The sequence below is a fragment of the Microcoleus sp. AT9b-C3 genome, assembly GCF_036705485.1.
Lineage (GTDB): Bacteria > Cyanobacteriota > Cyanobacteriia > Cyanobacteriales > Microcoleaceae > Microcoleus.
The window spans coordinates 282668-305670 of sequence record NZ_JAUBUR010000001.1 but is presented as its reverse complement, the minus strand read 5'-3'; the positions used below and the strand labels follow the sequence as shown (position 1 = coordinate 305670).

Below are 23003 nucleotides of genomic sequence, written 5' to 3'. Positions count from 1 at the left end.
GCGACAGTTCACAAATTATAATAAGCTGAATAATGCCTGCTAATCGGTATTTTTACGGTAATTATTTGTAGTAGTGCAAAAAGCAGTTCCGCAATTCTAGGTTTGCACAGGAACTGGGATTGTAAAATTATTATATTTGTTTGCGTAGATTCACGCACCGAGGAAGAGGGAATCGGGACAATTGAAATATAGGCAGCGGCTGAATGGTTAGGAGGTACTTAAGTTTTGAAAATCATGAGGTCGATTCCCTCTTCTTTCTGCCTTCTGCCTTCTGCCTTCTGCCTTCTGCCCTATTTTCTATGCCCTATGCCCTATGCCCTATGCCCTATGCCCTATTCCCTATTCCCTATGCCCTATTCCCTATTTATTCCATCCGCTACATCCGTTACAGAATCCGTTGCCGAACTTCCTTCTTCCTTCAATTAACTCCCCAAATTTTGACAGTTTTATCTAAACTGCCACTGATAATAGTTGCACCATCGCTGCTAAAAGTAAGACAAGTAACAGAGTTTTGATGTCCGTTGAGAGTGTGAATATGTTCGCCGGTACTGGCATTCCAAAATTTGATATTACCATCCGCACTAGCACTGACAACAGTGCGTCCGTCGGGACTAAAGGCGATCGCATTTATCGAGTTAAAATGCCCTGCCAATGTGATTGAACTATCTGGATTCGATAGCTGTCGCAGTTGAATGTTTCTGTCCCAGCCGCCAGTAGCCAAAGTCTGCCCGTCTGGACCCAAAGCCAGACAATTCGCATAACCCTTAATTGTTTGGGAGCACTCTCTGCTGCGGAGGTTCCACAGTTTAATTGTACCGTCAGAACTGCTGCTAGCGAGAGTTTGTGCGATCGGGCTAAAAGCAAGACTAACAATTCCTGCTTTATGAGCTCCCCAAGTTAAAAGATTGCCAAAAGTACAGATTAACTTTCCCGTCTCTAAATTCCAAATTTTGATAGTAGTGTCTGCCGAACCGCTGGCGATAACTTGACTGTCGGGACTGACGACAATTGCGCTAATTTCCGCTTCATGTCCGAGGGAAGTATGCTGCAATTCTCCTCCCTGCCAAATTTCGATCGCCCGGTGTTTCGGAGTATTTCTACTCCTCACAAACACTTCACTTTCTTGGCAAAGCACAAAAGTTTCTTGAGCGCGGGGATACTTGTCAACAGTATAGAGTATTTCTCCTGGATCTACATCGCAAATTCTAATTATTTTCCCGTGCAAACTCGCCGTGCGAGATCCTCCGGGACTAATGGCAAGATTTGTGCCAGTTTTGACAGTGCGGATGCAGTCAAAAAGCTTGTAAGGCACGAAGTTTTTTAAAGCTTGGCGCACTAGAGGTTCTGTCCTCGGCCGCAAAATTAAATAAGCAACTTGCTGCACTTCTGCTGCGGGGTCAAGCAGCGCCTCCATTGCTAAATTTAAACCAGCGCCTCCGTATTTAGGAGCATCTTTAACAGCGGCAATCCGCGACTCGATACTAGGACTGTTGAAGCGCTGCTTGACCCCGGCGATGCCTCCCAAAACTGCGCCGGCGATCGGGATTTGACTTTGGCCGCCGAGGACGGCATCATATTCTCTGGGTTGGTTAGAATTGTCGGCGATCATAGGATTTTAGATTTTAGATTTTAGATTGAATAATTGGACGATTTAAAAAACCGAACTCACGGATAAATCGGGGTAATTGTAATCGGATACTAGGTTGTTAATTTCTGCACAGATGAATCCGGGGGCTTGTACCCTTGCTGCTTTCGGTGACGCTCAAACCTCTCTTAAGAGCGCCACTTCTAACTTATTGACTGGTGCAGTTTATAGTATTATAATCAAATTAGCGTTTCACACAAAAATCCGAAAGTGATATGTCACACTTCACAACGATCAAGGTTCAGATCAAGAACGGCGAACTGCTACATCAAGTGTTGGAAGAGTTGGGTTATCAAGTAGAGTGCAATGTGCAGGTACGGGGTTATCGGGGTGACCAAACTAATGCCGAGTACGTGATTCGGCAATCCAATGGTTACGATTTGGGTTTTCGTCGCAGCGGAGAGGATTATGAATTGGTGGCGGATTTTTGGGGCGCTCGAATTAACCAGCAGGATTTTGTCAATTCAATTAGTCAGAAATACGCGCGCAAAAGTTTGATGGCGGCGGTGCAGTCAGAGGGTTTTCATATTGAAGAAGAGGAAACTTTGGCAGATGGAACGCTCAGAGTTGTAGTGGGTCGATGGGTTTAAGATTCGCCCTGGATTAACTCGTTTTTACCTATCAAGAGGAATCACCATGTGGCGATCGGCGATCGTACTAATTATCCTGGCGCTGGTAGTTGGCATTGTTGGCGCGATCGCCCGTCTGTTACCGACTCATCAATGGATGATTGTCGCCCGCTTCTGCAGTCGTTCAGATGCAGACGGGCATTTTTAGTTTTTGCGACAAACTATACCTCACGTTAAGTTTGAGGTTGTCTTCGATTCCAGTGGGGACAGTCACCGTTTATCTGCGTTGGGCCGCCCTGCCAATTCCGTCAGCAGCGCGTTATAAATGCTAATTTTTGCGGCAACTTCGGTTAACTAAAGATTTGTGAGCGCACTTTTTTTGGATAAGTGCGATCGTCCGTACCCTCTCAGCCAAATCAGAATTTATACTGGGGTGGCCTCAAGACTAAAATTCTACGAACAGAACAGGAATTTATCAACCTTGGGCTGTGGTAAAATTATCATATCCACAACACTTTCTCGTTACTTAAAAATATGCGATCGAAACTAGAAGAAATTACGCTTCAACGCAGAAATGCTGCTGAAATGGAAATTCGCGACAAGCAGAAGCAAATTAATTACGACACGAAAGAGTATCCAGTCGAAATACTCGTTCAAAAATATAGGGAAGGAATTAACGATGATACTAATAAGTTGTTTATTCCGGACTACGTACGTGAACTTGTGTGGAATGACGAAAGGCAATCAAAGTTTATCGAATCGGTAATTTGGGGGCTGCCAATACCTTATATATTCGTTGTTGAGATCGGTCATGATGAAAATGATGAAGCACGTTTAGAGATCGTAGATGGTGCACAACGCATTATTAGCCTAACTAGATTTGTTAACAACGAATTAACCTTAAGTGGACTCAAAAAATTAAAGCAATTAAATGGATTTAAGTTTGCAGATTTGCTGCTTCCTCGCCAGAGGAACTTCAACAGAATTAGAATTCGCATTATCCAACTAACCCAAGTTGCAAGTAAGGAAGCCCGAATAGATTTATTTGAACGCACACAAACATTTTAAGGGCAAAGTAAATACATTTTCAATACGGCACACAATCTCAGGGAACCAGTTTGAGAAACAAAGTAATTGTGCCGCCGATTAACTGCTAGGTCAATCATGAATACTCTACTCTTAGACTTTAATACACGCGCCAAAGAGGTGAATGATTACTTCATTTTTCTGGAGAGCTTGGAAAAACAGACAACGAAGTTAGCTTTCCTCGATACTCCTGGCAAATACAAAATTAAAAGCATCGATCCCGAGTTAGCAAAAACTCTCAAAGCTAATGGTTTTTTGTTACTGTATAACCTAGTTGAATCCACTATGCGAAATGCCATTGAAGCCATATTTGAGGAGTTCAAAAATAAAGCAATCTCCTTTGACCAACTAAAACCAGAAATCAAACTGATTGTCCTCCAAAATCTTAAAAATCGTTCTCCTAAGAAACTTTATTTAACAATTCACCAACTCTCTACTGATATCATCACAGCTACATTTGATCGCGAAAAACTATTTTCAGGAAATGTGGATGCTAGGTTGATTAAAGAAATAGCAGAAAAATATGATTTTTCATATCAAACAGACTTTGCTAAAACAAAAAACGGGCAAAACCTTGTAGTTATTAAAAGTAATAGAAATGACTTAGCACACGGGATTAAGTCTTTTGAGGAAGTGGGGCGAGATAAGACGATTGAGGAACTCTTAAAAATTAAGGAAGAAGCCCTAGAGTATTTGCGTCAAATACTGGAGAACATTAGAGATTATCTGGACAACGAAGAGTATTTGGAGTTACCCACAGTTAATCCTTAATTTTTATAGTCCTGGACGCAGAGGTGGTTAGAAATCGGTTTTTTTTTGCCCAGAAGACGCATTACAGCCCGCAGAAACAGCAAAAAACCCGCTTTCTCGCGCCATCAACCTAAAATGACGCAATTACGTTAAAAAACCGGGTTTTTGCGTCCAGGACTGATAACTTACTTCCGCACCATCACAGACTTAATAACAGCATTCGGCTGATACTTATTAGTCTGATAAAATCCCCCTTGACCAGCGCCATAAACTCCCCCAAATTGTTTGCCTTCAGCCTTGGGAACAAACATAATGTTTCTAGTGGGTTGCTTGGCAAATACAACCCCTTCTCTCATCTCATTATCCACGTTATAAGATAAAGTCGCTTTGCCGTAAATTGCCTCAGCTTGTTTCAAAGTCATTCCCGGCCCGACGCCCTGAACTGTTTTATAATTAGCATTTTCAGTCATCAAAAGTTCAATGACATCGGTATCTTTTAGCTTTGTACCCGCAGCGTAGATAATCCGATATTGCACTTTTCCCGACTGGCTGACAGCCACAGCATCAAAGTCTACCATAAAAGGAGACTGTACCTTAAACTGTGCTGTGGAACCGAGAGCCTTTTTCAATTGTCCGAAAGTCATCCCCACCTTGGCCGCTCCAATTGTGCGAGCGGAAATTGTTAAACTTGCAGAAGGTGTTTTTTGAGCAGCATTTGCCGCTTCTCCCAGCACATTTGTAGCCCCAGGCGCAACAGTGGAACCGGGAGTGGAAATTAAGGTGAGGTAACTGCCGATCGCCAATAAAACAGCTATCATTGATCCAGACAAAATTTTAAGATTCAACATGACTAATTCTCCTAGATTTCAAATGCGACTATCTACCCGCATCTTTTTGACTATCCTGGCCCTCACCCTCCTAGTTTGGATTCTTAGAGGTGTTGGGATCTTGACCTTCATTCCCGGTGGTGTCATTTGGATACTTATTTTGCTGTCTTTTGTTGCGGGTATCCTCAGCACTTTACTCCGTCGGTAAGCCAGCATCCGGCAAATAACAAATAAGAATTAACAATTAACAAATTATTTGAATTTTGATTGTTTAATTGCCTTTCCCACGGTCACATTCAACTGAGCGCCGATCAGCATCACCAAAGAAGAAAGATCCAGCCACAGCAGCAACACAATAAAACTTCCGATTGTGCCGTAAGCCCAACTAAAATTGCCCAAATGCAAAACATAAAACCGAAAGAAAGCTGAAAATAGCGCCCACAAAATAGCAGCAAAAACAGCTCCTGACACAATAGGAATATCTGGTTGACGGCGGCTAGGCCCGTAGCGGTAAATAAAGGCAAAGGCTAGTGATACAATTCCCAAAGAAATCGGCCACCGCCACAGCCGCCAAGCACCTAATAGTTGCGACTCTAAAGGGCAATTGCCGACGATGAGCAAGCAATTTTGGACATCTTTTAAATCGCAATTGGCGACGGACTCCAGCAGGCAACTCTGGCGGGCAATAGCTTGGACAATTAAGTCGCTGACAAATACTACTCCCGATGCCAAAATCAATAGTATAATTGTACCGATACTCAGGGTCAGAGAAATAAGTTTGGCTTTCCAAAATGGTCTAGTTCGATCGCTCGGGGTTTCATGGATGCGATCGAGTGCAGCCATCGCCGCGCTCATTACTCCAGAAAATGCCCAAATCGAGGCAAGAAAGCTCACCGAAAACAGCCCTTTATTGCGAGTTAACAGAATTTCTTTGATTAAGCCACCAATCAACTTCCGCACGTCATCGGGTATAATTTCGCCCAAAAGACGGGCGATTTGATAAAGTGTTGACTGCAAAGGTTCAAACAGAGCGATCGCAGATAAAATAGCCAACAGCCCCGGAAACAGCGCCAGCATAGAATTGTAGGCCATTTCCGCAGACAGCCCCGGCAAGCGCTGCTCTCCCGCCTTCGCCCCGACTTCCTTGAGCGTGCCCCAAGTCAAACACCGACAAAACAGCCAAAAACCACCCCATTTCCGTTTGAGAGCTCGAAACAGCCTTAAAAGCGCCTTAAACAAAGCTAAAATCAGGTAGCGCAACCAGTAATAAATGTTCATAGCGCACAGGAAACGGGGTGAAAGATCACGTAACACAACTCGTTAATTAATTAAGCCATTATCAACTCGCAATTGCCAATTTCCCATTCCCCAATCTAAAATCTAAAATCTAAAATCAATATTATGGATCAGGATGTCAGACAGTGGTTAGATGAAATCAAGCGGCTGCAACAGCAGTTAACAGAAGTTTCGCGCGATCGCGATGAGGCCGGTGAAAGTGCTGCTCAGTGGCGCCAACTCTACAATACCGAAGCCGAACAGCGGCGGAATGATGCCAAATTAGCTCAGCAAAGCATCGCTTCTCTGGAAGCACAAATAGAGCAATTACAAAATTTTTCCCCCCTTGTGCCCGAAGGATCTGATGCTGGGGTTGCTCGCCAGCAGGAAATCGCACAACTGCAAACAGTAGGCGAACTTAAAGCTAAGTTAGCAGAAGTTCTCGAAGAGCGCGATCGGGCGATCGAACAAGTTAAACAACTCACTCAAGCCCTCAAACAAGAAGAAGCCCGTCACGCCGAAACTAGCAAAAATTTAACTAGCGCCCTCGGAGATGCCGTTGACTTGCTCACCAAAGCCCAAAATCCTGCCCCTGCAAAAACCGAGACAGTATATTCTTTGGAGATAGTACCTACTCGCACTGCAAATCCTGGCGAAACTGCTCTGGAAATCCGCCAAACTTCCGCCCCAGGCAAAAATCCCGCCCAGCTTCCAGCTTCTAAAAATCAGTTACTCGATTTACCGCCCTTTGGGAATTAGGAGTTCAGTTGACAGTTGACAGTTGACAGTTGACAAGCGAATTTCAAAGGTGGTACCCGCCACGTGATTTATCCGTGGAATCAATCCCAAATCTAAAATCGAAAATCCTCAAGAAAGAGCATTTATCCGTGGGGTCGCCTCTAAAATCTAAAATCTAAAATCGCGCAATCGATTGACCGCTTTATAGCGACCTCTACCTGGAAGGAAGAGGATTGGAGTAATGAATAGTCTTCTTTTAATTTCTGTCGCTCATGCTTGGGGCTTTAAACCAATTCTTTCTGGTAAAAATTCAGGAATTGTCGGCATGGCGAGTCCCCTTAGCAGGTGGGATTTAGTCAGCGATGCGTTGTTTTTGCTATTCCTGCAATTAGAAGGCATTAATTCATCCGCTTCATTATTATTCCCCATCTACAGAGGGTTTACTAATCGATTTAACTGTACTATGTCCCAACCTATAATCCGCATTCAAAATTTTTAAAACATCCAAAAAATATTCCTCGCGTCGTACCAACCTACAGTCTTTAGATAGAACTTAATCGAGCTAAATTTTACTACTATCGACAACGACTGATGCACGAGGAAATTTCATGAAGGCAGAGATATCCATAGTCTGGAAAAAGATTCAGAGCATGATCGACAGCTTTATGATCATGCTGCCTAATATTGTGCTGGCCTTAATTGTCTTTGCAATTTTTTACTTTGTGGGTAGGCAAATTAAGAGAGTGGTCAGGCGAGTTACCCGCAACCACCACCAAGCTCGAAATTTGGGGCTGGTGTTAGGACGGTTGGCGCAGGGTACGATCGTTCTAGTTGGTCTATTTATTTCTCTTTCGATTATAATTCCCACATTGAAAGCTGGGGATTTGGTGCAACTGCTAGGAATTAGCGGGGTGGCGATTGGTTTTGCATTTCGCGATATCTTGCAAAACTTCTTAGCCGGTATCCTAATTCTGTTGACGGAACCGTTCCGAATCGATGACCAAATTGTGTTTAAAAACTTTGAGGGAACGGTAGAAAATATTGAGACCCGCGCTACAACAATCCAAACCTATGATGGTCGGCGGATTGTCATTCCAAATGCCGAATTGTTTACGAATTCGGTGACTGTGAATACTGCTTTCGATAAACGCCGCATGGAATACGATATTAGTATTGGTTACGGGGACGATATTGACCACGCCAAGCAGTTAATCCTGGAAGCACTGCACAGCCTGAAGGAGGTTTTGAAAGCTCCTGAACCCGATGTACTGGCGATGGATCTAGGAGAAAGTACGGTCAATATCCGCGTTCGGTGGTGGATTGCTCCGCCGCGCCGAATTGACGATCTGCGATCGCGCGACAAGGTAATTTGTGCTATTAAAAAAAAGCTATATGTGGAAAACGGGCTCGATTTGCCTTATCCCACGCGGAACATCTTGTTGCACGATCAAACCGAAGAGACAGATGGCGATCGCTCCCAGCAGCGTGAAGGATGGCCCGCAGACAAACGTAAAGTTCCGAAACTTCGTCGTATTAGTGGCTCTGTGCGAAAAGTGGGCCAAGGGCGATCGCAACAAGACGGCAACGGAAAATCTTAACAGCATCACCAGTCATGCAAAATGTCAAGCTGAGCAAACTTTGGGATTCGCTGCACTTGGCTCGTGCAACCGGAATTGATATCACTCGCCGAGTGATTAAACGAGTAGCAAATCAGGATTGATATCAGGCATAACTTTCAAGCAAAAACCACAGTCCGATTGCCATAAACTAAAACACGATTTTGTAAATGATATCGCACCGCCCTTGCTAACACAACTCTTTCTAAATCTTTACCTTTGCGAACCAAATCAGACACTTCATCGCGGTGACTCACGCGCACAACATCTTGTTCGATAATCGGGCCCGCATCTAAATCAGGTGTAACATAGTGGGCTGTTGCACCGATTATTTTTACCCCTCTTTCATAAGCCCTTTCGTAGGGATTTGCGCCCACAAACGCGGGTAAAAATGAATGGTGAATATTAATCACATTGGGAAATTTTCTGATAAAGTCTTGACTCAATATTTGCATATATTTAGCCAAAACTACTAAATCGATATTATATTTTTTAATAATTTCTAACTGTTGTGCTTCTTGAATAGCTTTATTGTCTTTAGTAATGGGAATATACTCAAAGTCGATACCGTATTGTGTGGCAAGAGGCTTTAAATTTTCATGGTTGCTGATAATCAGCGGAATTTCACCCCTGATTTCTTGCGCTCGCTGTCGCCAAATCAAGTCTAATAAACAGTGATCTTGACGGCTTACCCAGATCGCGATCCGTCGAATTTTTTGGGAGAAATGCAATTGCCAATTGGCTTCTAAGTCCTTGGCAATTTCACTAAAAGCAGGTGTTATTTGTTCGGTGGTTAAGTCAAAACCGTCTAATTGCCATTCTAGCCTGCTTAGAAATAATCCAGCGGTAAAATCTGTATGGTGATCCGCGTGAATGATATTGCCGTTGTGGGATGCGATAAAGTTGGCAAGTAAGGCGACGAGTCCTTTGCGATCGGGACAGGCAATTAACAGGGTTGCAGTAGGTTTGGTCATTGTATAATTGCTAAAGTTTTATTGATTCTCCGCACCATATAAGCTCTTTGAAGTTATTCTGTAGGGTGTACGCTACGGAGCTTACTGTTACTCAAACTACCGCCGTTTGGTAATCAGGAATTTAAAATACTGCTTGCTCCGAAGATTTGTTGTGCGGTTAACTGCAAGTCTGGGAAGAGTGAAGAAATCAGTCGATCGCTCTTTTGAAACAACTGTTTTTGATACTCATCTTCTCGCAGCATACAAATAGTAATTGTCGGCTGTTTGGGTTTGCCAATATATTCTCTGCCGCCAATGCCCAGATAATCCACAATCCAATACTCAGGCACCCCCAGCAGTGCGTAATCTTCAACTTTGCGGGTGTAGTCGTTCTGCCAATTGGTGCTGACAATTTCAGCGATTAGTTTAATTGAGTTTCCCGATGTAATTACAGGTTCTTGTTGCCACAAAGGTTCATTAATTAGTTGAGTTCGATCTACTACAAGTACGTCGGGGCGAAACGCTGTTGCTGTTCCTAATAATTTGATGAGACAGCGAGGGGGAATAAAGTAGGGTAGCTCCAGACGATCGATTTCTACATTGAGTTTTCGCCCGAGGAAGGCGGATACTTGTTCGTGCGGCCCCGTTGGTTCCTTTTCGGTTAATTCACCATCGATTAGTTCGTAACGCTCGCTGTCGCCAAAGTTGGCAATAAATTCATCAACACTTAGAAGTTTGGCAGGTGATTGAACCATTCTGTTTGCTCCTGGTGATGAATTAAGAATTTTTTTAACGAACCGCAGAGGACGCAGAGGACGCAGAGGAAGAGAAGAGAGAGAAGATGACAAAGAGTTTTCCTTCTTCCCTGTTCCCTCTTCCTTCTTTTAAAATCCCATCGCCCCAGCTACTGCATCCAAAGTCGGAGCAATGCCACTTTTAAATTGATTGTTGCTGTGATTAATTGCCGTATCCGGGTCTTTCAAACCGTTACCAGTCAGCACGCAAACCACCGTCGCCCCAGTCGGAACTTGGTCTTTCACCTTCAGCAAACCTGCCACAGAAGCTGCACTCGCCGGTTCGCAGAAAATCCCTTCCTGCGATGCTAACAAACGGTAAGCGTCGAGAATTTCGGCGTCGGTGACTGCGGCAAAACCGCCGCGGCTGGCTTCGGAAGCTGCGATCGCCTGTTTCCAGCTAGCCGGATTCCCAATCCGAATTGCCGTCGCCAGGGTGTCCGGATGCGCCACCGGTGAGCCCGTTACCAACGGTGCAGCCCCAGCGGCTTGAAATCCCATCATCTGCGGCAGGCGCGAACATTTTTTGGCTTGGTGGTATTGACAGAAACCCATCCAGTATGCTGTGATATTTCCCGCATTTCCTACGGGAATGCACAGCCAGTCTGGGGCGTCGCCTAAAGCGTCCACCACTTCAAAAGCTCCGGTTTTCTGACCTTCCAAGCGGTAAGGATTCACCGAATTTACCAAGGTCACGGGATAGTTGACAGCCATTTCGCGGACAATTTCTAAGGCTCGATCGAAATTTCCCCCAATCGAAATGACTTCGGCACCGTAAAGCAAAGCTTGCGCCAACTTGCCCAAAGCCACGTAACCCTCGGGAATCAACACGAAAGCTCGCATCCCCCCGCGTCGGGCGTAGGCGGCGGCGGCGGCCGAAGTATTGCCGGTACTGGCGCAAATTACTGCTTTGGCACCAGCTTCCTTTGCCTTGGAAATCGCCATTGTCATCCCCCGGTCTTTGAAACTACCAGTGGGGTTGAGGCCGTCGTATTTCACCAAGACGCGCACGTCTCGACCAATGAGAGAGGCGATCGCAGGTGCTGGAATCAGGGGAGTATTGCCTTCTTGGAGGGTCACTACCGGCGTGGTTTCCGTCACCGGCAGGTAGGGGCGATAAGCTTCGATCAAGCCGGGCCAGCCGTAGCGTTTCGGCTCGGCGGCGCGGGCAGCAGAGTTAGCAGCAGAGTCAGTAGCAGGTAGAATCAGGGTCACGGTGTCAATGGTTTTAGGCAATGGCCGAAGAATTTACACTAATTTTAGCTCGATCGGTTAATTTGATGTTTAATACGATCGGTTCAGGTTAAAGTAACTTAATGGTGTGAATGTGTAGATATGTCTACTCAATTACTAATGTCAAATAATTCATCCACTCTTTCCCGGCCTCAAGTCACCGCGAGCAACCCCGAAATGGCTAGTTCTTCTACCCTATCGACCAGTTTTGCCCGCAAAGTAGATTCGGTGAAGTGCCCCTACCAAGCCGATCAGCAAGTTAAGTTCCTGCACTTGCAAGCGGAAATCGAATCCTTGCTGCTGGAAGTGCAAAGCCTCAAACAGCAACGCTCGATCGCTGGCTTGCGGGCTCTAGACCCCATTTCTGGCAGCAACAGCAATTAGCAGACAACAGTCGCTAAGGCTAATTGTGCTGCCCCTGTGTTATAAAAACAAAGGTTTTGCTACCCGCAGTGTTTTTTGCCAAAAGTGCCAGAAATTCCTAACTGCGGATAGCGATCGCTAGCTTTTGCTAAAACGCGCTTGCCTACAGCTCAACTCGTCTGCTGCTTGCTGGCAACGAGCTGACATTTTATGGCGCTTTTTTATTGCGCTAATTTGTTAAGCCATGCTCATGGCATACGGAGAATCGAAATCAGTTTATGACAGCATCGATCGAAAAACCACTAAATTTGACATCCGCAAGTGACACTTCCAACCTGCGCCTCAAAGATATTCTCAAAACCTTGCCGCGGGAAGTATTCGTCAAAAACCCCCGCAAAGCTTGGACAAAAGTAATCGTCAACGTTCTTTTAGTTGCTGTCGGTTACTGGGGCGTAGCAGTCTCTCCTTGGTTTCTACTACCCCTAATGTGGATTTTCACAGGCACCGGATTAACCGGTTTTTTTGTGATCGGCCATGACTGCGGTCATCGGTCATTTGCTAACCGCCGCTGGGTAAACGATTTAGTGGGACATCTGGCATTCCTGCCGTTAATTTTTCCGTTTCACGCATGGCGGCACGGACACAATTACCACCACAAGCACACCAACAAAATGGGCGAGGATAATGCTTGGCAGCCGATGACAGCAGAAGACTACGCTGGCGCGTCCAAGCCTTTACAAATAGCTTATAGTTTAATATTCGGTCGGATGTGGTGGATCGGCTCGGTCGCCCACTGGGCAAAAGTACACTTTATGTGGTGGCGCTTCAAAGGTCAACAGAAACAAGAACAAGTGCGGTTTTCTGTCTTAGTGGTGTTAATCGGTGCTGCGATCGGATTCCCGATTTTAATTGCAACCACAGGCATTTGGGGATTTGTCAAATTTTGGTTGGTGCCCTGGCTGGTTTACCATTTCTGGATGAGCACTTTTACGATCGTCCACCACACAGCACCTGATATTTCTTTTAAAGAACCCGAAGAATGGAACGAAGCCCAAGCGCAACTATCGGGAACAGTTCACTGCGATTATCCCCGCTGGGTAGAGTTTCTGTGCCACGACATTAACGTGCACGTTCCCCACCACCTTTCAACTGCTATTCCCTGGTACAATTTGCGCCTCGCCCACAGCAGCTTAAAGGAAAATTGGCAAGATCATCTCTACGAAACAGAATTTTCTTGGTCTTTAATGAAGCGGATTGCCGACAACTGTCACTTGTACAATCCCGCTGGCGGCTATCAGACATTACAGGAATTTAACGCTAAAACAAAGTAAGTTTTAAACGCGATAAATGCCAGAAAAACCCGGTTTGTCAAACACAACCGGGTTTTTCGATATTACAATCCGTAGCCTTTGTAAGGGGCGGGGTGCGCGCCCTACTGTCAATATCACAATCCGTACCATTACTAAATCAGTCATTCCCAATCTAAAATCTAAAATCTAAAATCTAAAATCGAATGACTTTCAATCCCAATAACTGTCGCAACGAAAGCGAAGTAGAAAGCAAACTCATTGTCAGCTATCTGCTACCAAAGTTAGGCTATACGCCCGACACTTGGCACCAAGAAATAGCATTTGGGAATATTCGTCTAGACTTCCTCTCATTTGCCACCCAAGTTATCCCCATAGTTGTCGATGCAGACTCGCCGATGAGTGTAGTTATGGAGGCAAAACATCCGAAGGAAAATTTAGACCGCCACCTGCGAAAACTCCATCGCTATTTAACAAGTTTGAGCATCCGCTACGGACTCATAACTAACGGTAAAGAAATTAGAATTTATGAACGAGTCGCCGATGATATTCAGCTAGTCTTTAAGTGTGCTGGAAAAGACATTGAAAATAGAATTGATGAAATTATCGCTTTAATTGGCAGAGAGCGTTTAAAATTTATAAAAAATCCCGATAATCTCGAACTTCTGGAAGATAGTAAAATTAATTTGGTTAGTCCTGAGTTAATTAGCGAAGTGCCAGTACAGCAAAACAATCCCGCCACCGCAGAACCTGAGCCAAGTCAAATCTCAGAACCGGAACAAATACCTGAAAATTATCCAGTTAAGCCTCAAGTTAAATCCGATGTAACCGTTCCCCAAAAAAGCCAAAATAGTATGAAAATTATTGCAGTTTACCACAATAAAGGCGGCGTTGGCAAAACTACAACAGTAGTCAATTTAGCTGCTGCGCTGAGCAAGAAAGGTAAGAGAGTCTTGGTGATAGACTTAGACAGTCAGGCTAATACAACCTTTGCGACAGGTTTAGTAAAATTTGAGGATGAAGAACAAGACGATTTGAAAGATAATAATATTCTTCAAGTTTTGCAATCAGAAGACTTTTTCTCGATTGCACAAGTAGCTCGCAAGTCTAATTTTTGCCATCCAGAAATAGATGTGGTTCCTTCCCACATTGATTTAATGCAATATGAAACGGAACTCAATCAACTAGATTACAGCCGAATGATTTTAATTCAGAAACTAGCAGAAGTACAAAATAAATATGATATTGTACTGATCGATACGCCACCATCGTTGAATTTTTATGCTAGAGTTGCCCTAATTGCGGCGGATTATTTAATTATTCCTTCTGACTTAAAACCTTTTGCCAATCAAGGACTGATTAATGTCAAGGATTTTATTAAAAAAGTTAATGGATTCAAAAAACAAATTGGCAAGAAACATCTAGAAGTTTTAGGTGTACTTGCTTGCAAAATCTCCACAAATTCTAAATTTGTACAGTACAGTTTGCCCAAGCGGAGGGAGGCAATTCCCAAACGCTACGGCTTTGAAATCATGGACAGCGTAATTTACGAGAGAGACGATTTAGCAAAGTGTGCAGAACAATTTCAAATCGTGGGAAATATGGAAATCGCCGATCCCATTTCAGTGCTAGACTTTAAGCCTGATTGCATCGCATCCCAAGAATTTGAAATGCTAGCACTCGAAGTTTTGGAAAAAATAGGTAAAAACTAATGAAAAAATTATCTCCGTCACTGGTTGCCGTTAAAAAAATAACATCCGCAGTTCCCCGTTCCAATTTTGCAGAGCCGGATTTGGAGAAATTAGCCAGACTGATTTTAGAGTCAGGAGGATTGATTAACCCGATAATTGTCCGCCGCAACGGTATGGATGCTTACGAAATAGTAGACGGAGACTTTGAATTCTACGCGGCGGCGAGAGCCAAAGAAATAGAACCTCAAAAAGGCGAGACAATCGGAGCATTCATCCTGGAAGAAGAAAATGAAGAGCTTCTACTGGAACAACTTAAAATTCTCAGAAAAACCGCAATCACTGAGAATAAAATTGTAAGTGAAGTTCCCCAACAGTCCTCCAGCTTTGAACAGCGGCTGACAAATATTGAAACTCGATTGGAAAACAGAATTAATGAATTGAAAGCCGAGTATACGCGGGAAAAACAGGCGCTGATAGAGAGGGTTAAAGATGTTGAAAGCCGGATTCCCAAACCTGTTCCGCTGTTGGAAGCACTCAACACTCAAGATAAATTCAAATTGGCTACAAATTTGAAAAATGCTGGCATAAAAGCTCAAATAATAGAACAAATCATCAAAGAGCGAGATTTGGAGCAGTTTGCATCTTTTGAAAATGTGTTGGAACGCATGAAAGGTAAAGGGTTAGGCGACAAAACAATGATTAAGCTTATTGACAAGTGGCAAAAATATTTATAAGCTTTCAGCCATCTCAATTGCATTTTTGGGGCGCTCAAAGCCCGCCCGACAAAAGTTGAAAAACCCGATCTGACTCGGCGGTTGAAACCCATCCTACAGAAACTTTCGCCCCTCTCGCTTGAGACTAAAGAATAAGGGCGATATTAAAGCTGGCTTTCGTATAAATCGCAATTGCGATCGCAACTCGCAACGCCAGCCCGATCGCCCTGATGCCAAAATAAGTAAAGATGAGTAAAGCAGTGGATCATTGGTGTCCCGCAGGCAGTTAAACTCTTCACAGTCACTTTTTTAGGAATTGCAGTAACTTTTGCCGATCGGGCTGTCACTGCACAGCCAGCCGCACAGTTACAGCAGCAACGCGATATCTCCTCCAGATAACTGAGTTCGATCGCAGACTGGGAAGACTCAGGCCAAGAAACCCTTTAACTTACCACAGTCTGGGTAAGGTGTTTGTCTCGCACCCTACAATTAGAGTTTTTGGGTTAGTCCTGCAGCACTTAAAACGCAGGCTGTAAAGTGCAAACATACGTAAATACCTACACAGCAGATTTTAATGACAAAAGGGGACTTGTAACAAGATGGAGCGATCGTCCGATCAAAACCAAATAGTTGAATATTTGCGGATTAAGCCAATTAGTCACACTCAGATTTACACTTCCCAAATTGCCATACCAGAGCCTCATCGGGGCGAAATTCCTCGCGAACGCCGCGAAGCTCTCAGGAGAAGTCTGATCGAGCAAGGCAGCAACTTAATTCCTTTAATTGTACGCCCTACCGAAGCTTACAGCAACGAAGAAGAATATGAAGTTGTCTGCGGCTCAGATTGGTGTATTGTTGCTAAAGAACTCGGCACCGAACAAATGTGGGCGTGGGTATTTGAAATGACCGACGAGGAGGTAGCTGTTGCTCAAGCAGAAATGGAACATTTAGCTCCGCAATCGACTCCTAAAACAGCACAAATTGAGACTCTACTGCAACAATTTGAGCTATCATTTCAAAAAAAGGTAGATAGTCTAACAAAACAAATAGAACAATCTGTTAAAAAAAATGAAGACCTGCTAAAAAAGCACGTAAAAGCTCTAACTGAGCAGAACTTTGAGCGTAACCAAATAGAACAGATTAAGCATTTGCTAGAACAAGTGGAAAAAGCATTTCAGGAAAAGGTAGATAAAATGGCTAAAAAAATTGAACAATCGAGCAGCAACCGTCCGCCAACATCGGCTGTTATTTCTGAGGTAAATCTTGAAAGTGCTTTGAGACAGTTGGATGAACTGGAAAAACTGCTGTCAATCAAATTAGAACGCACAGTCCAAACAATTAATCAGTTTGTTTCCGAGGCCATTGAAGACGTAGAAAATGACCTAAAAACTCAAATTGAAACGCTCCGCCGCCAACTGGGAGCCGCAGGGACTCACTCAGAAAGACAGCCGGAGGCACAGCCGAAGAAGCAGTCAAAAACGCAGCCGAAGAAGCAGTCGAAAGCACAGCAGAAACCTCAGTTACCGCAGTTGCAGTTGGAGTTGCCGTTTCCGTCCCCGTCCCCAGAAGAAGACTACGAAAGTCTTTCGCTGAGACGGTTGAAGGCGATCGGCAAAGACAGGAAAGTGCGGGGCTACGCGCGCATGAAACGACCGGAAATTCTGGCTGCTCTCAGACAAACTGATGGTCAATAAAACGCTAATTGCTAATAATTAAAAACTAATTATTCGGTGTTCGATCGCGTGTTTAGGCAAAAAGCGCGATCGGGCTTCCAGAATAGTCCTGGGCGCAGAAACGAGCCGATCGCCTAGTCGCGAAACTGCGAGAATTAAATATTGATCCCGATACAATTTAGCGATCGTCCTTTTTATTCTAAGTTTCTGTATTGTAAGCGCGTTTAGGCGATCGCATATCCCGTATGTTGCCGAACATGATACGGATGAAACCCTAAAACTATCTGGTCTTTAGGCACTCCTAATTCTACAAGTTCTGGGGTAATTCCCGTTTCTATACCATCGTGTTGAATCCAGATTTTGCCGTCGATAATTTCCACATGAACGATACAATCGTGAATTCTTTTAGGCCCTTGCCAGCCATCGTGCATTAGTAAAAAATTGTTTTGTTCGCTGTCAACAATAACGCTGCTTTTAATTTCTCCATCTCCGTAAGAAATCTGGGCATAACTATCTAAAACATTGCGAACAATTTGGCGATACTCATCTAGTCTATCCATCTGACAATTGTCTCCTTTAATGAATCAAAAACTATTAGTTTAAATCTCTTGTTCTCTAACAAAATCTGCCCAATAGGTTCAGAAAAGATTTCTGCATAAACTTCTGCACGAATTGCCAGATATATTATCCGTTCAGGTTCCGAGCGCTCTAGAATATCTTCGTAGACAATATACTGTCCAACAGCTTCTTCTAAGTCATGAACTGGTGAAGCACTCACAAAACTTTTTACTTCTACAGCAATTTTGCGACCTTGCTTTTCGGCAGCAAATAGTTTTTCTGCACCCAAATCGACGTTGAGAGTACGTTTGCCAATTTTTAAAGGTAGCGGATCGTTTGTTATCGTCCACCCGTCTTTTTCTAGAGCTGTTCTGACAGTATTGTGGTAGATGTCTTTTGCTGGCATATTTTAAGCTGAACCATCAAATCTCACCCTAATTATAGAATAACATAAGACTTTGGAAAACTGATAGCTCATCAATTCAAACTACTTACTGCCGCGTGTATCGGTGCTTTACCCCAATCGGAAAATACTCCGCATCGCCCATCGCAGTTAATGTCACCACAGGTAACTGATATTCTGGTGGCACGTAATTAGCAAATTCGCTGTTTAGCCGCCGCAATTGCGCGAGAATTGAAGATGCGATCGCCTGCTGCATCTCCTCGTCGCCATCCACCCCCGCTGCTAATTCCACAACCACCGATAAAAACCGATTTTGATCCGCATCTTCCTTGACTTGCAGCACAAATTTTCCCGTCACCCATTCCCGAATGGTGGGAACTTCTAAACCTACGGTGACATTTTCCGGGTAAATGTTGGCACCGAAGTAGGAAACGGTAAAGTGCGATCGCCCGAATACATAGACAAAGGGCAAGCAGCGAATTCCTCTGGGGAAATCAGAAACTTTCATACCTGCTTCTTGCTGCAAACGTGCCACAGGGTTAAATCCCCATTCAGCCAAAAAATTGAGCATTGCTTCGTAACAAATTAAACCGCCGTTATCGGAGATGTGATAGCGTATTAGCGGGATGCCGTTGTCGCCAGAAAATAACAGCGTGCCGTCATTATTCACTTCAAAAAAGCGACTTTTGGGATCGTACTGCACCAGCGTTGGCAACCGCGATTCCCCGAATAAATTGCGTGCTGCTTCGGGATTGTTTGCTAAAAAGCGGCGGATGCAAATGCTCAGCGGTGTCTCGTTGCCCAAAACGCCGGCATCCGCAGTACCGTAAAGGCTCGCAGAGTTGTAATATAGATTGTCAGAATTAGTGCGATCGCTCACCAAACTCCGCCATTCTTCGCTAAATACTTCTCCCGCAAACACCATCTTAATTCGGTATTTTTGCCACTCCACACCCCCAGCAATTCCGCTATCAATCACATCCTTGATAAATGGCGGATATCCCAACAAAACTACTTGCTCAAAATGCTCCCCAAGTTCCTGCACAACTCGGAATATTTCAGTCTTATTATTTCCAGGCGTCACAACTGTAACGGGATAGCCCTTACTCGCTAGATAGCGGCAGCAATTTGCCGTGTACATTCCCCCTACCCAAGTTCCCAACGCAAAGCAAATGACAGCTAAAGTTGAGCGAGTGTCAGCGTAAAAACTGTCGTGAAATATTTGTTCAAAACGAGCAGCAATTTGCAATTCGTCACTGATAAAACGCGGCCAAAATGTCGGGTTTCCTGTCGAACCAGATGAAACAGCAATGAAATCGCAAGTTTCTAATTTCCCCTCGTAACACAACTGAGGTAGCGGGTGACAGCGTAAATAATTCTCTTTGGTAATTAGCGGCAATTTTTGGAAGTCTTCAAAGGTTTGAATTGAAGCGGGATTGATGTTAAGTGCAGCTAGGAAAGTCTGGTAAGCTGGTACTGTGGCCGCGACTTTTTGAAAAAGCGCGATCGCTCCGGCTTCGGCAACTCGATTCTGCTGGTGTTGCAATCGTTCCTCAAGCGGCGCTCTCAAAAACTCTTCAAACGCCCCAATTGCTCGCTGACGCTGTTCTGGCTGCATGATTTGCTCCTTAAAATGGGTATTTTGCACCCCGATCGCTCAAGATTCAATTAGTAGCGCTAACGCCCGATCGCACATAGGGCTGGACACTAAAAATTTGAACACATTTTGAGGTCGATCGAAAATATGTCGCAGTAGATAAACTTCCATAGCACGAAACCGCTATTTTCACAATAACCACAGGGGATAGCCAAGCTGCCGAGCGACTAATAAACACTCACACACTATGTCAAGATTAATTCAGCGATCGCCCAAAACTCCCAGTCTCAGTCAAGCGTGAAAATCCGACGCAGCAAGTTCCAATGAACAATCCCATCTACCCCGGCATAACTCTCAACAACCACTACCGCATCGTCCGCGAATTGGGACACGGAGGCTTCGGGCGCACCTACCTCGCTGAAGACGCCCACCGATTTAACGAACCCTGCGTTTTAAAAGAATTTGCGCCCCAAGTACATGGAAGTTACGCTTTACAAAAATCCGAGGAACTGTTCGAGCGGGAAGCAGGAGTGCTCTACAAGCTGCAACACAATCAAATCCCGCGCTTCCGCGAACTCTTCCGCGTCAGTATCAGCGATCGAGGCTACCTATTTCTCGTCCAAGACTACGTTCCCGGTCAAACCTACCGCTTTTTGCTCGACGCCCGCAAGCGTCAGGGTTTGCGGTTTATAGAAGCAGAAATCAATCAATTGCTGCTGCAGATTTTGCCCCTGCTCGAATACATTCACTCTTTGGGAGTGATTCACCGCGACATCTCCCCGGACAACCTGATTCTGCGGAGTTCTGACGGAATGCCCGTGCTCATCGACTTCGGCGGAGTAAAACAAGTCGCCGCCACCGTAGAGTCTCTTTTCGCTGAGGCTAACGGCACTCTCGCCCCCGCGACTCGCATCGGCAAGCTCGGCTATGCTCCCGTCGAACAGATGCAGATGGGCATCGTCTCTCCCCACAGCGATTTGTACGCTCTGGCGGCCACGGTTTTGGTGTTGCTGACTGGAAAGGAACCGCATCAGTTGCTCGACAGCCAGACGCTCAATTGGAACTGGCGGGCGGAATGTTCTCTGTCTCCGAATTTGTCCCTGGTGCTGGATAAAATGCTTGCTCAACAGCCGAGCCAGCGTTACTCCTCGGCTCGCGAGGTAATGCTTGCTCTTTCCGGCAATCCGCCTTTACAGCCACCTTTGCCGCCAGCCCCGGATTTTGGGCTCACGCAGCCGCCGGATCTCTCGCCTATACCCGTGCCCGCCCCCGCGCCAAAACTGCCGGGAACTCCGGTGCGAATTGCTGCTATTGGCAATCAGCAAAAAATGCCTGCTTGGAAAATGGTTTTGTTTGTGGTGGCTGTGTTATCAACTATGGGGGGAGTTGGCTGGTTTGCGGGCAATTCTTTGTTAAATCTGCAATCCAAAGTGCAGAAAGTTCCCCAGCCGCCAAACCCGAAGCAGCAGCAAGAAGATGCTTTGCAAGATCGCTTTGTCAAGCTCAAAATTGACGATCGATTCTATAGCGGTTATGTCAACCTTGTGGACGAGACTTTCTATGCCAAATACCCCGAATTGGGCGGACGATTGTTAAAAGAAGGCGATGAGGATCGCCAATGGCGCGAAAGGTGGCAGAAAATCGGCGACGAGTTGCTCGACAAGCTGGAAAATCTCAGCAGCGACGCTAGAGCACGGTTGGGCAGTTACGACACCACAGATATCGATCGCTGGAAAACTGAGGTTAACAAGCTGAATTTGAGCAGTCGGGCTTTGTACGATTTGGCTGATGCTAGGTTCTTTTATTGGTTTCCAGAACAGCCGCGCGATCGCAATATCATCGGTTTGCCGATCGGACAAATTTGGCAAGCAATTACCGCCGACGAACTCGAAGCCTTACAAGCGGGAGCAACTGTTGAAAGCGTTGAATTTGACCGCCTATCGAAGAGCAAAAGCCTCACAGGCAATCTCAAACCCGGAGAAGGGAAAGCTTACATTGCCAGGTTCGCTCAAAATCAAACTTTGCGCGTGAATTTGCAAGCACCGCGCAAATCTACTCTACTGTCAATTTATACTCCGGGGCGGACAAAGGGCGCGCGAGCCTTACTGGAAGATGCAGAGGGGCTTAGTTGGTCTGGATTGCTGGATGATACTGGTTATTATGAATTCGTGGTAGTTTCTCAAGCATCTGAGCCGATCGCTTACGAGTTGAACCTGACGGCGGAATAACTGCTATTGACAATCAAGCATCCAGGATACAAGCCCCCTGATTCATCCGTCCAGAAATAAAAAACCTGTATCCGATAAAGACGCCCCCGAATTTATCCGTGGGGTCAATGCTAAAATCTAAAATCTAAAATCTAAAATCGCGCAATCGATTGACGCTCTCTATCCACCCAGGCAATAATAAGGTAATACCAATCAGACAAGTTGTCGGGTTCAAACAAAGAATATGCTGAGATTCGCGATCGTAGCTTTAGTGACTTTTGGGTTAGTATTAGTGACTGCACTAGGTTTACATCCGGCCAATGCGACAGTCAGCACTCCCGAATTTTATGCTTGGAACTTTGCCTCTGTAGGCAGTAGCGAGCTGGTTTGTAAAAAGACCGTGGTAGTTCCGCAAGACCTGATAATTCCGTCATCATCCATGCACGCTGTCAGTATCAATTCTGCAATTGTAGATGAAAAGTTTTGCGCGAATTCCCCTAAGCCTGTGAATTAAGGCAGCGCATAATAGGATTTCTGGTTAGAGAACCATAGTTAAGTTCTCCGTTAGTCGATTTGAGATTTGAGGTTTGAGATTTACTTCACAGATAAATCTGGCAGCTTGAACCTTAATCTAAAATTTTTATCTCTCCACGACTGTTATCTGAAAGCAAGTATCCTTTTTTGGATGAATCAGGACACTGCGTCCTGATTCATCAATTGAGAGAAAACTCTACTTGTCAGTAAAAACACGGACTAATTATGAACACTTAACCGGAAATCATATAAGTGATTGTCTGAGTAATTTCCGCCATCGGCGCACTGAAACGGTTGGCTAGTTTTTTTTATGATAAATATGGGGGTATTTTGTAATAAAAATTTATTAAACAAGTCGGCCGCAGCAGTTTTCTGCTCTTGAAAGATATCGAAATCTTCCCAATTTGGGCAGTTCTTTGATTGTGACTTAAGAACCGAGGGGAAATATTCAGCCATTTGGCTAATCATTTA

24 protein-coding genes are annotated in these 23003 nt (G+C 44.8%); 14 read left to right on the top strand and 10 right to left on the bottom strand.

The genetic code is table 11. From position 1 onward, the window contains the following. Positions 1 to 418 precede the first annotated feature (418 nt). A complete protein-coding gene (locus QUB77_RS01265; protein ID WP_333169779.1) occupies positions 419 to 1609 on the bottom strand; it encodes a WD40 repeat domain-containing protein in 1191 nt (396 codons plus the stop codon). Positions 1610 to 1860: 251 nt separating this feature from the next. Between QUB77_RS01265 and QUB77_RS01260 the strand changes: the two genes are divergently transcribed. The 4 genes from QUB77_RS01260 to QUB77_RS01245 all read left to right on the top strand — a co-directional run bounded on the left by QUB77_RS01260 (position 1861) and on the right by QUB77_RS01245 (position 4071). Next, positions 1861 to 2235 (top strand): DUF1257 domain-containing protein, encoded by a 375-nt coding sequence (locus QUB77_RS01260; protein ID WP_333169777.1) that lies wholly within the window; start codon positions 1861 to 1863, stop codon positions 2233 to 2235. A 46-nt stretch (positions 2236 to 2281) separates the two neighbouring features. Beyond that, a complete protein-coding gene (locus QUB77_RS01255; protein WP_333169775.1) occupies positions 2282 to 2422 on the top strand; it encodes a hypothetical protein in 141 nt (46 codons plus the stop codon). 326 nt (positions 2423 to 2748) lie between these two features. Further along, positions 2749 to 3282 carry a DUF262 domain-containing protein gene (locus QUB77_RS01250; protein ID WP_333169774.1) on the top strand — a complete coding sequence of 178 codons (534 nt, stop codon included), beginning with the start codon at positions 2749 to 2751 and terminating at the stop codon, positions 3280 to 3282. Positions 3283 to 3378: 96 nt separating this feature from the next. Further along, a complete protein-coding gene (locus tag QUB77_RS01245) occupies positions 3379 to 4071 on the top strand; it encodes an MAE_28990/MAE_18760 family HEPN-like nuclease (protein ID WP_333169773.1) in 693 nt (230 codons plus the stop codon). 164 nt (positions 4072 to 4235) lie between these two features. On the opposite strand, the gene QUB77_RS01240 is transcribed toward QUB77_RS01245, so the two are convergent. Together QUB77_RS01240 and QUB77_RS01235 are read right to left on the bottom strand one after the other, a co-directional pair. Further along, positions 4236 to 4898 (bottom strand): hypothetical protein, encoded by a 663-nt coding sequence (locus QUB77_RS01240; RefSeq protein ID WP_333169772.1) that lies wholly within the window; start codon positions 4896 to 4898, stop codon positions 4236 to 4238. A gap of 231 nt (positions 4899 to 5129) precedes the next feature. Further along, positions 5130 to 6155 (bottom strand): YihY/virulence factor BrkB family protein, encoded by a 1026-nt coding sequence (locus QUB77_RS01235; RefSeq protein WP_333169771.1) that lies wholly within the window; start codon positions 6153 to 6155, stop codon positions 5130 to 5132. Positions 6156 to 6278: 123 nt separating this feature from the next. On the opposite strand from QUB77_RS01235, the gene QUB77_RS01230 reads away from it, so the two are divergent. The 3 genes from QUB77_RS01230 (at position 6279) to QUB77_RS01220 (ending at position 8488) form a co-directional block, all read left to right on the top strand. Continuing rightward, a complete protein-coding gene (locus tag QUB77_RS01230) occupies positions 6279 to 6911 on the top strand; it encodes a hypothetical protein (protein WP_333169769.1) in 633 nt (210 codons plus the stop codon). A gap of 220 nt (positions 6912 to 7131) precedes the next feature. Continuing rightward, a complete protein-coding gene (locus tag QUB77_RS01225; protein WP_333169767.1) occupies positions 7132 to 7389 on the top strand; it encodes a hypothetical protein in 258 nt (85 codons plus the stop codon). A gap of 109 nt (positions 7390 to 7498) precedes the next feature. Continuing rightward, positions 7499 to 8488 (top strand): mechanosensitive ion channel family protein, encoded by a 990-nt coding sequence (locus tag QUB77_RS01220; RefSeq protein WP_333169766.1) that lies wholly within the window; start codon positions 7499 to 7501, stop codon positions 8486 to 8488. A 137-nt stretch (positions 8489 to 8625) separates the two neighbouring features. On the opposite strand, the gene purU is transcribed toward QUB77_RS01220, so the two are convergent. The 3 genes from purU to thrC all read right to left on the bottom strand — a co-directional run bounded on the left by purU (position 8626) and on the right by thrC (position 11468). Next, positions 8626 to 9480, bottom strand: a complete 855-nt coding sequence (gene purU, locus QUB77_RS01215; RefSeq protein WP_333169765.1) for a formyltetrahydrofolate deformylase — start codon at positions 9478 to 9480, stop codon at positions 8626 to 8628. A gap of 113 nt (positions 9481 to 9593) precedes the next feature. Beyond that, positions 9594 to 10214 carry a Uma2 family endonuclease gene (locus tag QUB77_RS01210; RefSeq protein ID WP_333169764.1) on the bottom strand — a complete coding sequence of 207 codons (621 nt, stop codon included), beginning with the start codon at positions 10212 to 10214 and terminating at the stop codon, positions 9594 to 9596. A 129-nt stretch (positions 10215 to 10343) separates the two neighbouring features. Continuing rightward, complete coding sequence (gene thrC, locus QUB77_RS01205; RefSeq protein WP_445251707.1) at positions 10344 to 11468, bottom strand: threonine synthase; 1125 nt, start codon at positions 11466 to 11468, stop codon at positions 10344 to 10346. 195 nt (positions 11469 to 11663) lie between these two features. Between thrC and QUB77_RS01200 the strand changes: the two genes are divergently transcribed. The 4 genes from QUB77_RS01200 (at position 11664) to QUB77_RS01185 (ending at position 15581) form a co-directional block, all read left to right on the top strand. Further along, a complete protein-coding gene (locus QUB77_RS01200) occupies positions 11664 to 11870 on the top strand; it encodes a hypothetical protein (RefSeq protein WP_333169762.1) in 207 nt (68 codons plus the stop codon). Positions 11871 to 12127: 257 nt separating this feature from the next. Further along, a complete protein-coding gene (locus QUB77_RS01195; protein WP_333169760.1) occupies positions 12128 to 13180 on the top strand; it encodes a fatty acid desaturase in 1053 nt (350 codons plus the stop codon). Positions 13181 to 13362: 182 nt separating this feature from the next. Next, positions 13363 to 14868 carry an AAA family ATPase gene (locus QUB77_RS01190; protein ID WP_333169758.1) on the top strand — a complete coding sequence of 502 codons (1506 nt, stop codon included), beginning with the start codon at positions 13363 to 13365 and terminating at the stop codon, positions 14866 to 14868. Then, positions 14868 to 15581, top strand: a complete 714-nt coding sequence (locus QUB77_RS01185) for a ParB N-terminal domain-containing protein (RefSeq protein ID WP_333169756.1) — start codon at positions 14868 to 14870, stop codon at positions 15579 to 15581. The genes QUB77_RS01190 and QUB77_RS01185 overlap by 1 nt, the downstream gene beginning before the upstream one ends. 143 nt (positions 15582 to 15724) lie before the next feature. On the opposite strand, the gene QUB77_RS01180 is transcribed toward QUB77_RS01185, so the two are convergent. Continuing rightward, a complete protein-coding gene (locus QUB77_RS01180; RefSeq protein WP_333169754.1) occupies positions 15725 to 15907 on the bottom strand; it encodes a hypothetical protein in 183 nt (60 codons plus the stop codon). A 252-nt stretch (positions 15908 to 16159) separates the two neighbouring features. On the opposite strand from QUB77_RS01180, the gene QUB77_RS01175 reads away from it, so the two are divergent. Continuing rightward, positions 16160 to 17254 (top strand): Rho termination factor (modular protein), encoded by a 1095-nt coding sequence (locus QUB77_RS01175; RefSeq protein WP_333169753.1) that lies wholly within the window; start codon positions 16160 to 16162, stop codon positions 17252 to 17254. Positions 17255 to 17457: 203 nt separating this feature from the next. On the opposite strand, the gene QUB77_RS01170 is transcribed toward QUB77_RS01175, so the two are convergent. The 3 genes from QUB77_RS01170 to QUB77_RS01160 form a co-directional block, all read right to left on the bottom strand. After that, positions 17458 to 17793 (bottom strand): XisI protein, encoded by a 336-nt coding sequence (locus QUB77_RS01170; protein WP_333169752.1) that lies wholly within the window; start codon positions 17791 to 17793, stop codon positions 17458 to 17460. Beyond that, positions 17781 to 18197, bottom strand: a complete 417-nt coding sequence (locus tag QUB77_RS01165; protein WP_333169750.1) for an element excision factor XisH family protein — start codon at positions 18195 to 18197, stop codon at positions 17781 to 17783. Before QUB77_RS01165 ends, QUB77_RS01170 begins: the two co-directional genes overlap by 13 nt. Before the next feature lie 85 nt (positions 18198 to 18282). Beyond that, positions 18283 to 19812 carry a phenylacetate--CoA ligase family protein gene (locus QUB77_RS01160; protein WP_333169748.1) on the bottom strand — a complete coding sequence of 510 codons (1530 nt, stop codon included), beginning with the start codon at positions 19810 to 19812 and terminating at the stop codon, positions 18283 to 18285. 302 nt (positions 19813 to 20114) lie between these two features. Here QUB77_RS01160 and QUB77_RS01155 point away from each other — a divergent pair, with 302 nt between their 5' ends. Both QUB77_RS01155 and QUB77_RS01150 read left to right on the top strand, forming a co-directional pair. After that, the gene (locus tag QUB77_RS01155) at positions 20115 to 22019 is read left to right on the top strand and encodes a serine/threonine-protein kinase (protein ID WP_333169746.1); all 1905 of its coding nucleotides are present in this window, start codon (positions 20115 to 20117) and stop codon (positions 22017 to 22019) included. A gap of 223 nt (positions 22020 to 22242) precedes the next feature. Beyond that, the gene (locus QUB77_RS01150) at positions 22243 to 22512 is read left to right on the top strand and encodes a hypothetical protein (RefSeq protein ID WP_333169744.1); all 270 of its coding nucleotides are present in this window, start codon (positions 22243 to 22245) and stop codon (positions 22510 to 22512) included. Positions 22513 to 23003: the final 491 nt, after the last annotated feature.